At 64.8% G+C, this 16,126-nt stretch carries 15 protein-coding genes and 1 pseudogene; 7 read left to right on the forward strand and 9 right to left on the reverse strand.

The window, feature by feature from the left end:
• Positions 1-799: adenosylhomocysteinase (locus ACTS2Z_RS02555; RefSeq protein WP_442571664.1), on the forward strand; the 799-nt coding region annotated here is incomplete at its 5' end.
• Positions 800-856: 57 nt separating this feature from the next.
• On the opposite strand, the gene ACTS2Z_RS02560 is transcribed toward ACTS2Z_RS02555, so the two are convergent.
• The 3 genes from ACTS2Z_RS02560 to ACTS2Z_RS02570 all read right to left on the reverse strand — a co-directional run bounded on the left by ACTS2Z_RS02560 (position 857) and on the right by ACTS2Z_RS02570 (position 2,610).
• Positions 857-1,126, reverse strand: a complete 270-nt coding sequence (locus ACTS2Z_RS02560) for a hypothetical protein (RefSeq protein WP_442571665.1) — start codon at positions 1,124-1,126, stop codon at positions 857-859.
• Between the two features lie 275 nt (positions 1,127-1,401).
• The gene (locus ACTS2Z_RS02565; protein ID WP_442571666.1) at positions 1,402-2,271 is read right to left on the reverse strand and encodes a 1-acyl-sn-glycerol-3-phosphate acyltransferase; all 870 of its coding nucleotides are present in this window, start codon (positions 2,269-2,271) and stop codon (positions 1,402-1,404) included.
• A 27-nt stretch (positions 2,272-2,298) separates the two neighbouring features.
• A complete protein-coding gene (locus ACTS2Z_RS02570; RefSeq protein WP_442571678.1) occupies positions 2,299-2,610 on the reverse strand; it encodes an ArsR/SmtB family transcription factor in 312 nt (103 codons plus the stop codon).
• On the opposite strand from ACTS2Z_RS02570, the pseudogene ACTS2Z_RS02575 reads away from it, so the two are divergent.
• From ACTS2Z_RS02575 to ACTS2Z_RS02585, 3 genes and pseudogenes are all read left to right on the forward strand, one after another.
• Positions 2,606-2,713 (forward strand): annotated as a pseudogene (locus tag ACTS2Z_RS02575) (arsenical-resistance protein); the annotation flags it as partial. The gene ACTS2Z_RS02570 and the pseudogene ACTS2Z_RS02575 sit on opposite strands and share 5 nt — an antisense overlap.
• A gap of 84 nt (positions 2,714-2,797) precedes the next feature.
• Positions 2,798-3,166, forward strand: a complete 369-nt coding sequence (locus ACTS2Z_RS02580) for a hypothetical protein (RefSeq protein WP_442571667.1) — start codon at positions 2,798-2,800, stop codon at positions 3,164-3,166.
• Positions 3,167-3,274: 108 nt separating this feature from the next.
• Entirely contained in the window at positions 3,275-4,783 is a 1,509-nt protein-coding gene (locus ACTS2Z_RS02585) for a CoA-acylating methylmalonate-semialdehyde dehydrogenase (protein ID WP_442571668.1), read from the forward strand.
• Positions 4,784-4,867: 84 nt separating this feature from the next.
• On the opposite strand, the gene ACTS2Z_RS02590 is transcribed toward ACTS2Z_RS02585, so the two are convergent.
• Complete coding sequence (locus ACTS2Z_RS02590; RefSeq protein WP_442571669.1) at positions 4,868-7,108, reverse strand: prolyl oligopeptidase family serine peptidase; 2,241 nt, start codon at positions 7,106-7,108, stop codon at positions 4,868-4,870.
• 148 nt (positions 7,109-7,256) lie between these two features.
• On the opposite strand from ACTS2Z_RS02590, the gene dapF reads away from it, so the two are divergent.
• Entirely contained in the window at positions 7,257-8,081 is an 825-nt protein-coding gene (gene dapF / locus ACTS2Z_RS02595; RefSeq protein ID WP_442571670.1) for a diaminopimelate epimerase, read from the forward strand.
• An 8-nt stretch (positions 8,082-8,089) separates the two neighbouring features.
• Here dapF and ACTS2Z_RS02600 read toward each other — a convergent pair whose 3' ends face one another.
• Positions 8,090-8,848: a GntR family transcriptional regulator gene (locus tag ACTS2Z_RS02600; RefSeq protein ID WP_442571671.1), complete on the reverse strand. Its 759-nt coding sequence runs from the start codon at positions 8,846-8,848 to the stop codon at positions 8,090-8,092.
• A gap of 176 nt (positions 8,849-9,024) precedes the next feature.
• Between ACTS2Z_RS02600 and ACTS2Z_RS02605 the strand changes: the two genes are divergently transcribed.
• Both ACTS2Z_RS02605 and folP read left to right on the forward strand, forming a co-directional pair.
• Positions 9,025-9,792 carry a CpcT/CpeT family chromophore lyase gene (locus ACTS2Z_RS02605; RefSeq protein WP_442571672.1) on the forward strand — a complete coding sequence of 256 codons (768 nt, stop codon included), beginning with the start codon at positions 9,025-9,027 and terminating at the stop codon, positions 9,790-9,792.
• A gap of 2 nt (positions 9,793-9,794) precedes the next feature.
• On the forward strand, positions 9,795-10,604 hold the full coding sequence (folP, locus tag ACTS2Z_RS02610) for a dihydropteroate synthase (RefSeq protein ID WP_442571673.1): 810 nt from the start codon (positions 9,795-9,797) through the stop codon (positions 10,602-10,604).
• Here the strand turns inward: folP and ACTS2Z_RS02615 are convergent.
• The 4 genes from ACTS2Z_RS02615 to ACTS2Z_RS02630 all read right to left on the reverse strand — a co-directional run.
• A complete protein-coding gene (locus tag ACTS2Z_RS02615; RefSeq protein WP_442571674.1) occupies positions 10,601-11,218 on the reverse strand; it encodes an ankyrin repeat domain-containing protein in 618 nt (205 codons plus the stop codon). The genes folP and ACTS2Z_RS02615 overlap by 4 nt on opposite strands.
• 73 nt (positions 11,219-11,291) lie before the next feature.
• Positions 11,292-13,328 carry a DEAD/DEAH box helicase gene (locus ACTS2Z_RS02620; RefSeq protein WP_442571675.1) on the reverse strand — a complete coding sequence of 679 codons (2,037 nt, stop codon included), beginning with the start codon at positions 13,326-13,328 and terminating at the stop codon, positions 11,292-11,294.
• A gap of 158 nt (positions 13,329-13,486) precedes the next feature.
• Positions 13,487-15,268, reverse strand: a complete 1,782-nt coding sequence (locus ACTS2Z_RS02625; protein ID WP_442571676.1) for an ABC transporter ATP-binding protein — start codon at positions 15,266-15,268, stop codon at positions 13,487-13,489.
• A gap of 338 nt (positions 15,269-15,606) precedes the next feature.
• On the reverse strand, positions 15,607-16,126 hold a 520-nt coding region (locus ACTS2Z_RS02630; RefSeq protein WP_442571677.1), incomplete at its 5' end, for a glutathione S-transferase family protein.

Raw genomic sequence — 16,126 nt, forward strand, 5'->3', positions numbered from 1 at the left:
CCAGATGGCCAAGCGTGGCGAGCTCGCATTCCCCGCGATCAACGTCAATGACAGCGTCACCAAGTCGAAGTTTGACAATCGCTATGGCTGCCGTGAAAGCCTGGTGGACGCGATCCGCCGCGGCACCGACGTGATGATGGCCGGCAAGACGGCGCTCGTCTGCGGCTATGGCGATGTCGGCAAGGGGTCAGCGGAATCCCTGCGCTCGGCCGGCTGCCGCGTGTCTGTCACCGAGATCGACCCGATCTGCGCCCTGCAGGCGGCCATGGACGGCTATGCGGTCGAGCGCCTCGAAGACGTGATCGGCCAGGTCGACATCGTCGTCACCGCCACCGGCAACAAGGACGTCATCACGGTCGACCACATGCGCGCCATGAAGAACATGGCGATCGTGTGCAATATCGGCCATTTCGACAACGAGATCCAGGTCGAGGCCCTGCGTAACTTCCAGTGGACCAATGTGAAGCCGCAGGTTGATCTGGTGGAGTTCCCCGAAGGCCACAAGATCATCCTTCTCTCCGAAGGCCGCCTTGTGAACCTGGGCAATGCCAACGGCCACCCGAGCTTTGTCATGAGCGCCAGCTTCACCAACCAGGTGCTGGCCCAGATCGAGCTCTGGACGCGCGGCGACCAGTACCAGAACCAGGTCTACATCCTGCCCAAGCACCTCGACGAGAAGGTGGCGGCGCTGCATCTGGACAAGCTGGGTGCCAAACTCTCCGTGCTGAGCCCGGAGCAGGCCGACTATATCGGCGTGGAGCAGAAAGGCCCGTTCAAGGCCGAGCACTACCGCTACTAGGCGTCCGGCCTTGCTGGCATGAGATTGGCCCCGGCAGAGCAATCTGCCGGGGCTTTTTCATGATGGCTCGGGTGTGTCTTCGTAGATGAAATTCATCTGGGTGGCGCATCCGGTCGCGTAGCGAGCCTCGCCTTCAGCGTCATATCGCCACTGGGCGATGGCTTCGGCCGACACCAGTATCGCTTCGCGCATCGTGGCGTGGCGGGTATAGGCCAACGGCTCGACCAAACGGATGTTTCTGGTCGACCCTGTTTCGTCGATGTCGAAGGCAAACTGGAGCGCCTGCAGGCTGTACTCCGACTGGGCAGCGTAGAAAAACCTCGACATGGCCTGCGGGTAGACCGGTGCAACGCGTTCACCGGGCTCCCACGCTGAATCGGCACATGCGACTGCGTCAGCGGGCACCGCAGCGGGGTTCAATACGCCGCCAAAATCCACCCGCGTGGATGTCGCGCAGGCGCACAGCGCGATCGCTGGGGCGGCTGAAACAAGTGCAATTCTGGATAGCATGAAACCCTCTCCAATCTCGGTAAGATTGTAGAAGAACATACCTCGCGCGACAAACGAAATCGGCCCCGGCGATCTTCTGGCGATGCTTTCGCTTACCGCCCCCAGGCAAGGGCTTCGGCCTGTTTCAGGATCAGGGCGGTGGCTTCAGCCTCGCTGCCGGGAATGTCGCGGGCGGGAACGGGATCGGAAAAGCGTAATCGATAAGTCTTCCCGCGCTGGCGCATCAGTCCGTGGAACAGCGTGATGTCGCGCAATTCCTCGTGGATCTGGTCGAGCGCATAGAATGCGACAGGCATGGACTGGCGTACGCCCAGCGTTACCACCGGCGTGTTGAAGCGGCGGGCGAGCGATATGGCAGTCGGTGCCCACGGCTCCTCCACCAGACCCCAGTTCTTCCAGCGCCAGCGCGCCATACGCCCTGATGGAAAGATGGCGAGGCAGCGGCCCTGATTGAGCGCCTCCATGGAACCTTTCAGCGTGTCGCGGGCATTGGCGCGGCTGCGCTCGTTCTTGCGCCACTCCACGGGGATCAGCATGTCTTCAAGCCCCGGACAGACACGCAGTGCATCGCGATTGGCAAGGAAGCACAGATCGGGGCGCTTCTCGCGGATGGCCTGCCAGAGCGCAATCCCGTCGGCAATGCCGCCGGGATGGTTACCGATGATCACGACAGGGCCGGTATCCGGGATGGCATCAAGGCCATGCGCATTTACGGTCAGGTCCAGATACCCGGCCGCCCAGTCGAAGGCCTGGCGGGCCCGCATCGGGCGGACGATCTCCACCATGCGGATGGCATCGTGATAGCCCATCATCGCGCCGGCCACAGGGCGTATCACATTCCACAGGCGAGGATGCTTGCGCAGGCGCGGCGCCCGCTCGTCGATCAGCTGATCGACAAGTTCCTTAGCCGATTGCGGCGGTACGGGCGGAACCGGATAGAGGTCGGCAGGATACTGGCTCATCGCGCCTAGAGTTCGCGTGAGTGCAGGCTAGTTGCAAGCGTCTTTGGCGCACGCGGCGAGCTGTTTTGAAACCGAGTGGCAAAGCCCGGGATGGCCGCCGCAGCAATCGGCGATGAGAAAGCCGACAAGGCGGGCTGTCGCTGGCAGATTGGCTGCATAGAGCCGGTTACGCCCGGCCCGGCGGCCTTCGGCCATTCCGGCATGGGTTAGAATGGTCATATGGGCGGTCAGATTGCTCGGCGAAATGCCTGCATGGGTCGCCAGCGCGCCTGCAGAAAGCCCGTCCGGTCCCGCCGCCACCAGTGCGCGGAACAGGGCAAGGCGCGTCTCGTTGGCCAGTGCGGCGCTCGCAACCGTTGTGGGTGTGCTGGTAGAGGTGCCCGTCATGTTGTCCCTCGTGGCGCTCGCCAACCGCACGCGCAGGCAATTTCCAGAGAGCTGATCCGCTTCTCCGCAGGCCGGGGGGCGACGAAAGCGGACCAGCAGGCTAGGCTGCCGCCAATGCGTGTTTGAGGGAAACTGCCCGATGAGCCTTGTCCTGATCCTGATGCTTGCCGCCCAGACGCCGCAAGGCGCGGCCATTGCCGGAAACTATGCGGCGGTCAGCGAAGCGGGCGCGCAGTGCAGCCTTGTGCTGATGCCGCCGGCGCGGCGTCCCTCCGGTGCCATGGCGATGATGAGCGGCGCTGCCGGGCTGGCGGCCGTATCGCCCGATTGCGAGCTTGCCTTGAGCGACGCCATGTTCTGGCAGTTTGAAGAAGAAGGATCGGGCCGTCTCGTCCTTGTCGATCCGGCGGGCGAAACCGTTTTTGCCGGCGAGCCGGGGGGCGGCGAACGCCAGTGGCAGGGCACAACCGGTGACGGTGTGCGCGTGCGGCTGGAACGCAATCGCTAGAACAGCGCCCGCTGCCTCGACTTCGCGGCCCGCAACGGCTAATCCGACGCCACAAGATAACAGGCGCGGGCGGGCAAGCCCGTTCGCCGCGCAAGGAGGACCCTATCCATGAGCGCTGATATCCGCACCGTTCCGCACTTCATCAAGGGACGCCACGAAGCTGGCAATTCGGACCGGTTTGGCGATGTGTTTGATCCGAGCGCCGGCGAGGTTCAGGCCCGCGTGCCGCTGGCGACGAAGGCAGAGCTCGCCCACGCGGTGGAGATCGCGAAGGAAGCTCAGCTCGACTGGGCCGCGACCAATCCGCAGCGCCGCGCCCGCGTCATGTTCCGCTTCAAGGCGCTGGTCGAGGAGAATATGGAAGACCTTGCCCGCCTGCTCGCATCAGAGCACGGCAAGGTGGTTGCCGATGCCAAGGGCGATATCCAGCGCGGGCTTGAAGTGATCGAGTTTGCCTGCGGAGTGCCGCATCTGCTGAAGGGTGAATACACGGAAGGTGCCGGCCCTGGAATCGACGTCTACTCCATGCGTCAGCCGCTGGGCGTGGTGGCGGGTATCACCCCGTTCAACTTCCCGGCCATGATCCCGATGTGGATGTTCGGCGTTGCCATTGCCTGCGGCAATGCCTTCATCCTGAAGCCGTCCGAGCGTGACCCGTCCGTGCCGCTGCGCCTTGCCGAGCTGATGCGCGAGGCGGGCCTGCCCGATGGCGTTCTCAATGTCGTGCATGGCGACAAGGAAGTGGTGGATGCCATTCTGGAGCACCCGGACGTCAAGGCCGTCAGCTTTGTGGGCTCCTCCGATATCGCCCAGTACGTCTATGTGAAAGGCGCAGAAAACGGCAAGCGCGTGCAGGCCATGGGCGGGGCGAAGAACCACGGCATCGTCATGCCCGACGCGGACATGGATCAGGTCGTCAAGGATCTTGTCGGTTCCGCCTTCGGTTCGGCCGGCGAGCGCTGCATGGCGCTGCCTGTCGCGGTGCCGGTCGGCGAGGAAACCGCCAACAGGCTGATCGAAGCCCTGATCCCGGAAATCGAGAATCTCAAGCCCGGCCACTCGCTCGACCCGGACGCCGTTTACGGCCCCGTCGTGACCGCCGCCCACAAGGCCCGGATCGAAAGCTATATCGAGATGGGTGTGAAAGAGGGCGCCGAGCTTCTCATTGACGGACGCGGCTTCGAACTGCAGGGCCATGAGAAAGGTTTCTTTGTCGGTCCGTCGCTCTTCGATCGCGTTCGCCCGGACATGCGCTCCTATCAGGAAGAAATCTTTGGTCCCGTCCTGCAGGTCGTGCGGGCGAAGGATCTGGAAGAGGCAGCACGCCTGCCCAGCGCGCACCAGTATGGCAATGGCGTTGCCATCTTCACGCGTAACGGGCTTGCTGCGCGCGAGTTCGCCTCCAAGGTGAATGTCGGCATGGTCGGCATCAATGTGCCAATCCCGGTGCCGGTCGCCTATCACACCTTTGGCGGCTGGAAGCGCTCTGCCTTCGGCGACGCCAACCAGCACGGCATGGAAGGGGTGCGCTTCTTCACCAAGATCAAGACCGTGACCCAGCGCTGGCCCACGGGCGAGATTTCCGACCAGTCCTTCATCATCCCGACCATGGGGTAGGGTGGCCGTGGCCCGCTGACGACAAAAACCCCGCCGGACTGGTCCGGCGGGGTTTCTCATTTCAGGCGACTGGATCGCAAGTGCCTACTCTTCCCCGTCCATCAGGTTCTGCATGAGGAAGGTGTATTCCAGCGCCAGCCGGTTGGCCGTCTCGCGCAGGTTTGCCGCCGCCGAGTGGCCGCCTTCCATGTTCTCGTAATAGAGCATGTCGAGGCCGAGCGTGTCGGTCAGATAGGCCATCTTGCGGGCATGGGCCGGGTGCACCCGGTCATCCTTGGTCGAGGTGAGCAGGAAGAGCGGCGGGTAGTCCCGGTCCGGGTTCACATTGTGAAGCGGCGAGATCGAGCGCAGGAAGGCGCGCTCGTCGGGGTTCTCGTCCGGGAAGCCGTATTCAGCCTGCCAGCTGGCACCGGCCAGCATGGTGTGGAAGCGCATCATGTCCAGAAGCGGCACCTGGCTGATGACGGCGCCGAACAGGTCGGGCCGCTGGGTGTACATCACGCCGGTCAGAAGGCCGCCATTGGAACCGCCCATCACGCCGAGCTGGTCGGTAGTGGTAACGCCGTCCTCGACGAGGGCTTCGGCCACCGCGATCAGGTCGTCATAGATGCGCTGGCGGTTGGTGGTGAGGCCCGCCTGGTGCCAGGCCGGGCCGAACTCGCCGCCACCGCGGATATTGGCCAGGACATAGGTGCCGCCATTTTCCAGCCAGAGACGGCCCATCGTGCCCGAATAGGACGGGTTCAGGCTGACCTGGAAACCGCCATAGGCATAGAGCAGGGTCGGGCCCGGCTCCGCGCCGGTGCGTTCCGGGTTGTGGATGATGAAGTAGGGGATCTGCGTGCCGTCAGCGCTCGTGGCTTCACGCTGTTCAACCTCCAGCCCTTCGGTGTCGAACCAGCTTGGCATGGAGCGGGCGGGGGTCAGCGACGCAGCGTCCTCGCTCACCCGGTAGAGCGTGTTCGGCGTCAGATAGCCTTGCGCCGAGACATAGGCGAGGTCGGACTGGTCGTCTGCTGTCACGATGGACACGGAGGTGTTTTCCGGCGTCTCGATCTGGCGGCGTTCCCAGCCATTTTCGCCACGCTCGAAGACATAAAGACCGCCCACGACGTTCTCGTTGATAACGGCCAGAAGATGGTTGGCGGTTGCAGAGAAGCCGCCGACCGACTGGCGCTCGCCGGGCACGAAGACGGTCTCGATCGCGGGCAGTTCACCCGTTGCGGCCAGTTCCGACATGGACAGCGACAGGACCGCGCCTTGCGGATAGGTCTCGCCGCCTTCAGCCGGGGTCCATTCTTCCTCGATCGAGAAGATGAGCTGGTCACCGAACAGGGCTTGCGGGCTGACGCGGCGCGGCAGGGTCAGGCGGACAGGCTCGCCCCGCGCATCATCCGGCAGCAGCCAGTAGACGCTTTCAAAGAAGGTCTCGGCCTGCGTTGCCATGAGGTAGTAGGTGCCGTCGGCCTGCTCAAAGCGGGCCGGCCATACGCCGACATCGCCCGCAGCGCCGGTGAAGACCACTTCGGCCTCCTCGATCGGGGTGCCGCGCGTCCAGCGCTTGACCACGAAGGGATAGCCCGAGGTTGTCGTCTCGTCGGCTTCCAGCGCCGTGGCGATCAGAAGCGTGTTCTCGTCGATCCAGGTGGTCGAGCCCTTGGTGGCGGGGATTTCAAACCCGCCTTCGACGAAGCTGCGGGTTTCCATGTCCCATTCGCGGCGCACAGCGGCGTCAGAGCCGCCATCGGACAGCGTCAGGATGCAGCGGCGGTATTCCGGCGACAGGCAGGACGAACCGCGCCAGACCCAGTTGCGCCCCTCTTCCTCTGCGAGCGCATCAAGGTCGAGCACCACATCCCATTCGGGATTGACGGTCTCGTAGCTTTCCAGCGTGGTACGGCGCCACAGGCCGTGCGTGTTCTCGGCGTCCTGCCAGAAATTCCATAATTCGCCGCCGCGCACCGAAACATAGGGAATGCGATCCGTGCTCTCGAGCACTTCGAGCGCACTGTCGAACAATTGCTGATAGCGCGGGTCTGCCTGCAAATGGCCCAGAGAGCGTTCGTTCTGGGCGGCAGCAAAGGCCAGCGCCTCCTCGCCCTCGACCTCTTCCAGCCACAGCAATTCCTCCGAGCCGGACTGGATCGAGGCGTTCAGTGCGCGCGCTTCGGCGTCCGGCCCGCTCGTCTCCGTGCCAGCGGCCGTTTCAGACGTATCGGCCGGCGTGGATGGATTCACGGCGTCATCTCCATTGCCGGCGGGTTCGCAGGCAGCCAGCATCAAGGCCGAGCTGGCCGCCAGAAGGGCGGCTTTGTGCATGTTCATGGACTTCATATACCCCCAGGTAAAAAAGGTGCTCCATTGAACGCTGCAAGGGGGCCTGCGTCAAAGCCTGCTACATTACAAACTCGAAACCTCGCCACTGCGCGCTTGCCCCTTGCGGCGCGCGGCCCGCAGGCGTATCGCCAAGGCCATGAAAGCCTTTGCCATGAACGGGGCGGGAAACGCCTTCATCGTTCTCGACGCGCGCACGCACGCCGGGCCGCTCCGGCTGTCAGCTGACACGGTCAAGGCCCTGCACCGCCGCCACCCTTTCGACCAGATCATGGGTATCGAGGATCATGGCGTTGCTGACGCGGCCTTGCGCGTGTGGAACGCCGATGGCGGTGAGGTCGGGGCGTGCGGCAACGGCACGCGGGCAGCAGCCTGGCTGATCTTTGAGGATGAAAGCCGCTCCCGGCTGACCCTTGCCACCCAAGGCGGCGTGCTCGGTGCACGCAGGCTGGCAGGCGGCGCTGTCGAAATTGATCTCGGACAGCCCCGTCTGAACTGGCAGGACATCCCCCTGTCCCGGGCCATGGATACGATCCAGCTGGATTATGCGCTGCCTCTGCCTTCAGGCGGAGCGCTGGAAGGTCCCGGTGCCGTGTCGATGGGCAATCCCCATGCCGTCTTCTTCGTTGACGATCTGGACGGATTGCCCGTGACCACAATCGGCCCGGTTGCCGAACATGACCCGCTCTTTCCCGAACGAGTAAATGCCGGGTTTGCGCAGGTGCTGAATCGCGACGCCATCAGGCTGAAGGTCTGGGAGCGCGGTGCCGGCCTGACGCAGGCCTGTGGCACGGGCGCCTGCGCGGCTCTGGTGGCAGCTCACCGGCGCGGGCTGACAGGCCGTGAGGTGGTTATACAGGCCGATGGCGGCGATCTGCCTGTGCGCTGGGACGCCAACGACCATGTGCACCTGTCCGGCCCGGTCGTGCTGGAAGGCGCGCTGGATCTTGGCGGGTTGATATAGCAGCGGTGCTAGTGCTCGCTCTCGCGCAAGAGGCTCATCTCGTAGACGAAGCGATTGCCCGGATGCACCGTGTCTGAAAGCGCGATGACGCGTCCGCTCTTGTCGTAATAGCGCCGCCGGGTGCGCAGGGCCGCTGCGCCTGCTTCGCATCCCAGGCTTGCCGCCTCGCGCTCGGTCATGGCACCGGCAAGGATGGCCTGATCGACGCGCGCGGTCGCAACGCCGCGCACACTGGCAATCCACTCGATGATGAGCCCGTTCATCTCCACCAGCTTCTCCACCGGCGGGGCGAGATCGGCGCGGATATAGATGTCGGTATAGGCGATGGCCGGTTCGCCCGGCACCGCGCGCAGGCCCGAGACGCGCATATATTCACCCCCCGGCGCGACGCCCAGCGCGCGCGCAAGCTGGGATTCCAGCGCTACCATGGTGGTGGATTCAGGCGTCAGGCGCGCATCGCGCGCGTATTGCATCAGATCGTCGACATTGCCGAGGCGCTGGGCGAAGGCGGCCTTGCTTTCCGTTGCGATGACGAGCGTTCCCGCTCCGCGGCGGCGCACGATGAGGCCGGCTTCCGCCAGCAGGCGCAACGCCTCGCGCGCCGTATGGCGGGACACATTATAGGTTTCGCACAAGGCATGCTCGGTCGGCAGGAGCTTTCCGACCGGCGGATCGCCGGCCGCGATACGCTTTTTCAGCGTTTCGGCCAGCCAGACATAGCGCGGGGCCGCCGTTTCAAGGCCGGTCTCGTCATCGGCTCCGGTCAAGGGCACACTCCAGAAGGCGTCAATACTGCCAGCGCTCATAGCACAGGCCGGTACAAACGCGTCAGCCTTTGTCAGGACATTTCGCGTCGAACCCGATGGGGCGTGCTTGCCATCGGGGCGCTGAAAGTGGTGCAATCGGGCGCTCGCGCTCATTCGAGACATTTGGGGATTTGCCGATGTTGCTTGCCGTCATGATGGCCCTTGCCGCTGTTCAGGCCGAACCGGTTGCGGCACCGCAGGAAGACGCTGCGCCAGCCGCCGAAACCGCTCCTCAATATGGCAGTGCCGCCCATGTGACGGGCTTTCTGTCGGGTGAGTTTTCCAACGAGGCCCAGTGGAACCGGGCTGATCCGTCTTTGCACCGCGAGCCGGAGGCAGGCGGCGCGACGGAGTGGCTCGATCATCAGCATATCGTCCACACGCAAGTCGATGCGCCGCAGATCGGGGATCATGTGCTGTATCTGGAATGGCGCAGTGGCGGGCCCGAAGGCGCGATCAGCCGCCAGCGTATCTGGGCGGTGCGCACCGATGCAGACGGGCTTGTAACCGGCTTTGACTTCTTCACTTTTCGCGATCCGGAGCCCTATGCGGGGCGGGCGGCAGAGCCGGGTGCCTTCATGGAGCTTTCGACGGATGACCTGATTGGCTATCCCGACACCTGTCTGGCGGAGCGCAGGGATGCCGCCCATGCCGGGTATTATTTCGCGGTTGATCCGGAAACCTGCCTCATCACGGCCCAGTCGGGCACGCAGATGCGGATATTTGCCAGCATACGGGCGCTTGGAAACAGCCTGACCTATCGCGAACAGGGCACGATTGAGGACGGGCGCGTCGTTTTCCGTGTGCCGGGCACGCCGATGCCCTACAGCTTCATCCGGCAGGATGAAGCCGAGCCTGCCAGCGAGGCGGAAGTAGATTCACAGACCCAGGAGCAGGCTGACTGATCATGAGCGATCGCCCGTTCCGGCCTCTCGTCATGGGCATCGTGAATGTCACGCCCGACAGCTTTTCCGATGGCGGACGCCATGGCGAAACGGCCTCTGCCATTGCGCACGGCAAGGCGCTGGTGGCCGCTGGTGCCGACTGGCTCGACATTGGCGGCGAAAGCACCCGGCCCGGCGCGGTGCCGGTCAGCGTGGCTGACGAGTTGCAGCGCGTCATCCCGGTCATGGAAGGTCTCAGCGGCGCCGGTGTGCCGCTCTCCATCGATACGATGAAGCCGGCCGTGGCGGAGGTCGCGATGAAGGCCGGTGCGCGCTTGTGGAATGATGTCAATGCCTTACGGGCAGACGGCGCGCCCCAGATGGCGGCGAATCTGATGTGCGAGGTCTGCCTGATGCACATGCAGGGTGCGCCGCAGACCATGCAGGAAAACCCTGTCTATGATGATGTGGTGGGCGAGGTCGAAGCCTTCCTCCTTGAACGCGCAGACGCGGTCATGGCGGCGGGCGTTCCAAAGGAAAAAATCTGGCTCGACCCCGGCATAGGATTTGGCAAGACGCTGGCCCATAATCTCGCTTTGATGGCCGCGCTGTCACGCCTTGCCGGACATGGCTTCCCGCTTCTCTTCGGGGCATCGCGCAAGCGCTTCATCGCGGCACTGGACCGCGATGCGGCAGCTGATGAACGACTTGGCGGCTCGATCGCCGCCGCTCTGCATGCTGCCGCATCGGGCGCTACCATGGTACGGGTGCATGACGTGCGTGAGACCGTTCAGGCGCTCACCGTCCACGCCGCCATCCGCGAGGCGGACTAGCCAAGCCCGAGCGCGCGAGACAGAGCCGCATCGGCCCTGACCCGCTCCGACCCGGCCCATTGCGGTTCGACGGTCGCGCCTGCCGCGACCAGCAGGCGGGCACATTCTGTCTGGTGGCCGTGCGAGCCTTTCGGCGGGCTTGCCCAGCCTTCCATCGCCCAGCCAAGCGGTGTGGAGGCGAACTCGCTATCGGCCTCATGAATGTCCACACCGGCGGCAAGAAGGTGTTCCAGAACAGCGGGCATTCCCATGATCGCGCTCCAGTGGACCGGTCTGGCACCAAAGAGCCCTTTGGCATCAACAGGTGCACCCGCTGCGAGAACGGCCAGCGCGATGCCTGGGCAGGAGAGGCTGATCGCGCTCGTGAGAAGTCCGTCGCCATTGGCCGCGTGCACATGATGGATGTTGGCGCCTGCCTTCAGGAGCACGCTGACCATGGCGAGAGCATCCGGTTCGGCAAGGCGTCCGTCAAACACACGGTCACAGATCGCATGAACCGGATGGGCTGAATGACTGCCGGCAACAACGGGGCGGTCAGCGATACCGGGATCGTTCTTGAGGGCTTGCGAGAGCCTCGCGCAGTCGCCCGAGTCGAGAATGTCCACCATGTCCATGGCGAGAGCGTGCCATGGCGGTTGCCCGCCATGGAGTTAAATCGCGTTCACATGCGGCGTTCGTGAAGGCGGACTAGCTGTCCTTGCGGGGCTTGCGCTTGACCCGGCGCAGGGTCTGGTCACCGCCCGATGCCGGCCCCGCCCGATAGGGCTTTGCCGGCCGGTCGCCGCGCGCCTCGCCTGCAGGCTTGCGCTTGCCGGCGGGACGCCCGCCCTCTTCGCCCGAATGCTTGCGGAAGGGTTTGTCACCCTTGAAAGGCTTGTGGCCCTTGCGCGGTCCGTCCGGCTTCTTGCCGTCGCGCAAGGGTTTCACCGTCACTGCTGGTGGCGGCGGCACATCCTCGTAGAGCTTGTCCTCGTCCCGCTCTGCCTTGCGGGCAAAGCGTTCCTGACGTCCGGGACGGGAATCGCGCGGTGCGCGCTGGCGCGTGGGCGGCGCATCGGGATTGGCCGGCTGCAGCGGCGTGTCACCCGCGCGGCGCACGACGACATTCTGGTCACGCTCACGCGGCTCGCGCAGCGCTTTCTCGAAATGCTCGACCTGCGAGGCGGTGATCTCGAAACGGGTTGCCACCTCGCCAATATCGATCGCGCCGATGTCGCGGCCCGTTACGTCGCCAAGGCGGCAGATCATCGGCACCAGCCAGCGCGGCTCGGCACGCTGGCGGCGGCCCATATCGACCTCGAACCAGACCCCCGGCTCGAAACCTGCGCGCGGCGGGCGGGGCGTACGCTCGCGCCGTTCACCGCTTTCCTGACGGTCACGCGGGGCGCGGTCATCGCGGCGTACCGGGCCGGAATCCGCGCCCAGCTCTTCAGGTGCCGGCAGGCGGCGTTCCAGTTCAGCAAGGAAGCCCAGCGCCACGCGTTCGGCACCGAAGCGCTCGATGATCTCGCGGGCCTCGGCCAGCCGATCCTCGTCCATCTCGCCCGTAAAGGCGGGGTGTTCGCCGAGGCGCTCGCGGTCCTTGGCCCGCACGGCATCGGCGTCGGGTGCTTCCGACCATACGGCATCGAGGCGGGCATCGCGCAGGAGGCGGGTGGCGCGGCCGCGCTGGTTGAAACCGGCAACGAGAACACTAATGCCCTTGGCGCCTGCGCGCCCGGTACGCCCGGAGCGGTGCAGCAGGGTCTCGGCATTGTTGGGAAGGTCGGCATGGACCACCAGATCCAGGCCGGGCAGGTCGATGCCGCGGGCGGCTACGTCGGTTGCCACGCAAACCGCGGCACGGCCATCGCGCAGCGATTGCAGGGCCTTGGTGCGTTCGGCCTGGCTCAGCTCGCCCGACAGGGCGACAGAGGCAAAGCCACGATTGGCAAGGCGTGCCGCCATGCGGTTGACCGCTTCGCGCGTGGAGCAAAAGACCAGTGCGCGCGGCGCACCGTGATAGCGCAGCACGTTGATGACGGCGTTTTCCCGGTCGCGCGGGGCTACGGCGTGGACGACATAGGCAATATCGGCGTGCTGGCCGCCCTGGCTGATCGTCGACAGGCGAACAGCATCGCTCTGATAGGTCTGGGCGATACGCGCGATTTCCTTCGACACCGTTGCCGAGAACAGCAGGGTGCGGCGTTCGTCCGGCGCGGAGCCCAGAATGAATTCCAGATCTTCCCGGAAGCCGAAATCGAGCATCTCGTCGGCTTCGTCGAGCACGATGGCGCGGATGGAGGCAAGATCGAGCGCGCCGCGCTCGATATGGTCCTTCAGGCGTCCGGGCGTACCGACAATGATATGGGCACCGCGCTCCATGGCGCGCCGTTCGGCGCGCGGGTCCATGCCGCCAACAGCAGACGCGATGCGGGCTCCGGCCTCGCCGTAGAGCCAGCCAAGTTCGCGCTGGACCTGCAAGGCAAGCTCGCGCGTCGGGGCAATGACAAGGGCCAGCGGGCTCTGGGCCTGCGGCAGGGTATCAGCCTCACCCAGCAGGTTTTCCGCCATGGCCAGACCAAAGGCGACCGTCTTGCCTGAACCGGTCTGGGCGGAAACCAGCAGGTCCTGGCCAAGCGCCTCGTTGCCCAGCACGGCGGCCTGGACATCGGTCAGGCTGGCATAGCCCTTGCGCGCCAGCGCTGCGCGCAGCGCGGGATGGATGGTGTCGGGGAGCGTCATGAAAAGCCTCGCCTGGCGCGCGCAGAGCCTTTGTCCGCCGGCGCGCCGAAAAAATTCCAGATGGCAGCCCTAAAAAGGGCCGTCACCTCTTGAGCGCGGCGCTATAGCAGCTTCCCCGCCGGAAGGGAAATGATCTTCCAGCGTACCGCAAGCCGCTCCTACCCGCCTTTTGCCAGTGCTGCCAGGCGCGCATAGACGCCTTCACCCTGCGCACTGAGCTGGTCATGCGTGCCCTGCTCCACGATCCGCCCGGCATTGAAGACCAGGATGCGGTCTGCATCGCGTATCGTCGAAAGACGGTGGGCGATGACGATTGCTGTGCGTCCGGCCATCACGTCGGCCATCGCCTCCTGCACTTCGCGCTCTGTCTCGTTGTCGAGGCTGGAAGTGGCTTCATCGAAGATCAGGATGGGGGCATCGGCCAGCACGGCGCGGGCAATGGCCACGCGTTGCCGCTCACCGCCCGACAATTTCACGCCGCGCTCGCCGACCAGCGTGTCATAGCCCAGCGGCAGGCGCGTGATGAAGTCATGCGCACGCGCCCGGCGGGCGGCCTGCATGATCTCCTCCATCGAGGCATCGGGACGGGCATAGGCGATGTTCTCCGCGATAGTGCGGTGAAACAGGGCCGGGTCCTGCGGGACGAGCGCTATCGCACGGCGCAGCGTAGCCTGCCGTACGGAGCGTACATCCTGCCCGTCAATGCGGATCTCGCCGGCATCCACATCGTAAAGGCGCTGGACCAGCTTGACGAAGGTCGACTTGCCAGAGCCTGTCGGACCGACAAGGGCGACCTTCTCACCGGCTTTGATCTCCAGCGAGAAATCCTCGTAGAGCGGCTGGTTCTGGCCCGCATAGGTAAAGCGCACGCGGTCAAAGCTGATGGCGCCGGGACCGGGCACGAAGTCCGGCGCACCGGGACGGTCGGCAATGCTGGTCTCTTGCTTTGCGTAGGCGGCAATGTCCTGGATTTCGTCCAGACCGCGCTGGATGTTCTGAACATCCTCGCCGAAGCGGCGCATATATCCGCCCATCAGCATGAAGGCCGTGATGGCAAACACGACCGAGCCGGGGCTTGCCTCACCCCTCTGCCAGAGCCAGATGAGCAGCCCGGTCAGGCCCGCCTGCAAGGTCAGGACCGCGATGATCTGGACAAGCCAGGTGTTCACAAAGCGCAGCCAGGTCTTCTTCACCTCGCCCCGCCAGCGCCAGGCGAGGGCATGAAACCGGCCGTCCTCGCGCATTTCCGCGCCAAAGCTCTTCACCGTCGCAATGCCTGACACCGCATCCGCTACCGCGCCGCCCAGCTCGGAATCGAGCGCGTTGGAGCGGATATTCTGCGGGCGCACATAGAGCGCCGACATCAGCACGGAGGCGATGACGAAAAGCGTTGTCACGGTCAGGGCAAAAAGCCCGACGACCGGCCAGATAAAGAGCATGTAGAGGCCCAGCCCCGCCATCACACAGATCGAGGGTATGAGGCTGAACCAGAGTGTCGCGGTGATCGTGTCATAGGCCCACATGCCGCGCGTGATCTTGCGCACGACCGAACCGGCAAAGGTGCTGGCATGCCAGTCGAGCGCGAAACGCTGCACGCGCGCGAAGGATTCGGTCGTCATGTCGGCCATGTTCGCGCTGGAAAAGCGGATTTCGAAGCGCACCGCGATCTGGCGCAACGTGTGGAAGAGGATGGCAAGTCCGAGGAAGATGGCAAAGGCCAGCCAGTGGTCGCCCCCGCCGGTTTCCGACATGGCATCGATCAGGCGCCCGGCAGCCACCGGGATGAAGACATCCACAGCCGTTGCCAGCAGCATGAATCCTGCGAGCGCGGAGAAGAACCACGGGCGGCGCATCCACTGGCGCCAGAGAAAGGCCAGCACGGCGGTATTGGACAGCACGCGCACGCCGGGCGCGTCGTCATCATCAAATTGTCCGGTCATGATCGTCCCGAAGAATGGGGCCCGCGCTGGCTCAGGGCAGTGCGGACCGGCAGGTCTGAATATCTGTAACGGTGAAGCGGTAGCGAAGAAGCGTTACCCGGCCGGGCGCCTTGCGGCGGCGAGCGCGGGTGCCCTTCAAGACCGCGCTACCGCGTGCGCGAAAGGGCACTCCAGATGTCAGATCGCATGGGTCGGACGAAACCTCCAATGGACGGCAAGCCGCCTTTCAATGGTGAGTGTGATACAGGTGAGCGCCGCTCAGGCCAAGCTGCGCGCCTGAAAAATGTGGCAGGTTTGCACCGCAGTGTGGTTAATGGGGCACAGGCCCCGCAGCGGTCCTAGAAGTCCAGATCGGCATACCAGCGGGCCGGCGGCAGTCCCGGCAGGCGGTCATCCAGCAGCGAACGGAAGGCCGGGCGGCACTTGATGCGCTCATACCAGGCCTTGGCCGCCGGGAAACTGTCCCAGGGCACATCGCCCAGATAATCGACGCAGGACAGGTGCGCTGCGGCGACAAGGTCTGCCATCGAATAGCGCGGGCCCGCGGGGCCGTCCCGGCGCTCCAGCAGCATGGACATGTAGTCGAGATGCGCCCGCAGATAGTCGCGCCCGGCCCGGATCATGCCGGCATCGGGCGAGCCCAGATTCTGCATGCGCTTTTCCAGCTTCTCGTGCAGCAGGTAGGCATTCACCTCGGCGTCGAACTTGCGATCAAACCAGCTGACGAGGCGGCGCACCTCTGCGCGCCCTGCCGGGTCTGCGGGCAGAAGCGGCGGCTCGGGGCGGGTCTCTTCAAGGTGCGCAAGGATTGCATCGGCCTGCACGATCACGAGCGGCGTCTCGCCGGAGCGGTCCTCC

It is taken from the genome of Glycocaulis sp. (assembly GCF_052168375.1).
In the GTDB taxonomy this organism is placed as follows: Bacteria; Pseudomonadota; Alphaproteobacteria; order Caulobacterales; family Maricaulaceae; genus Glycocaulis.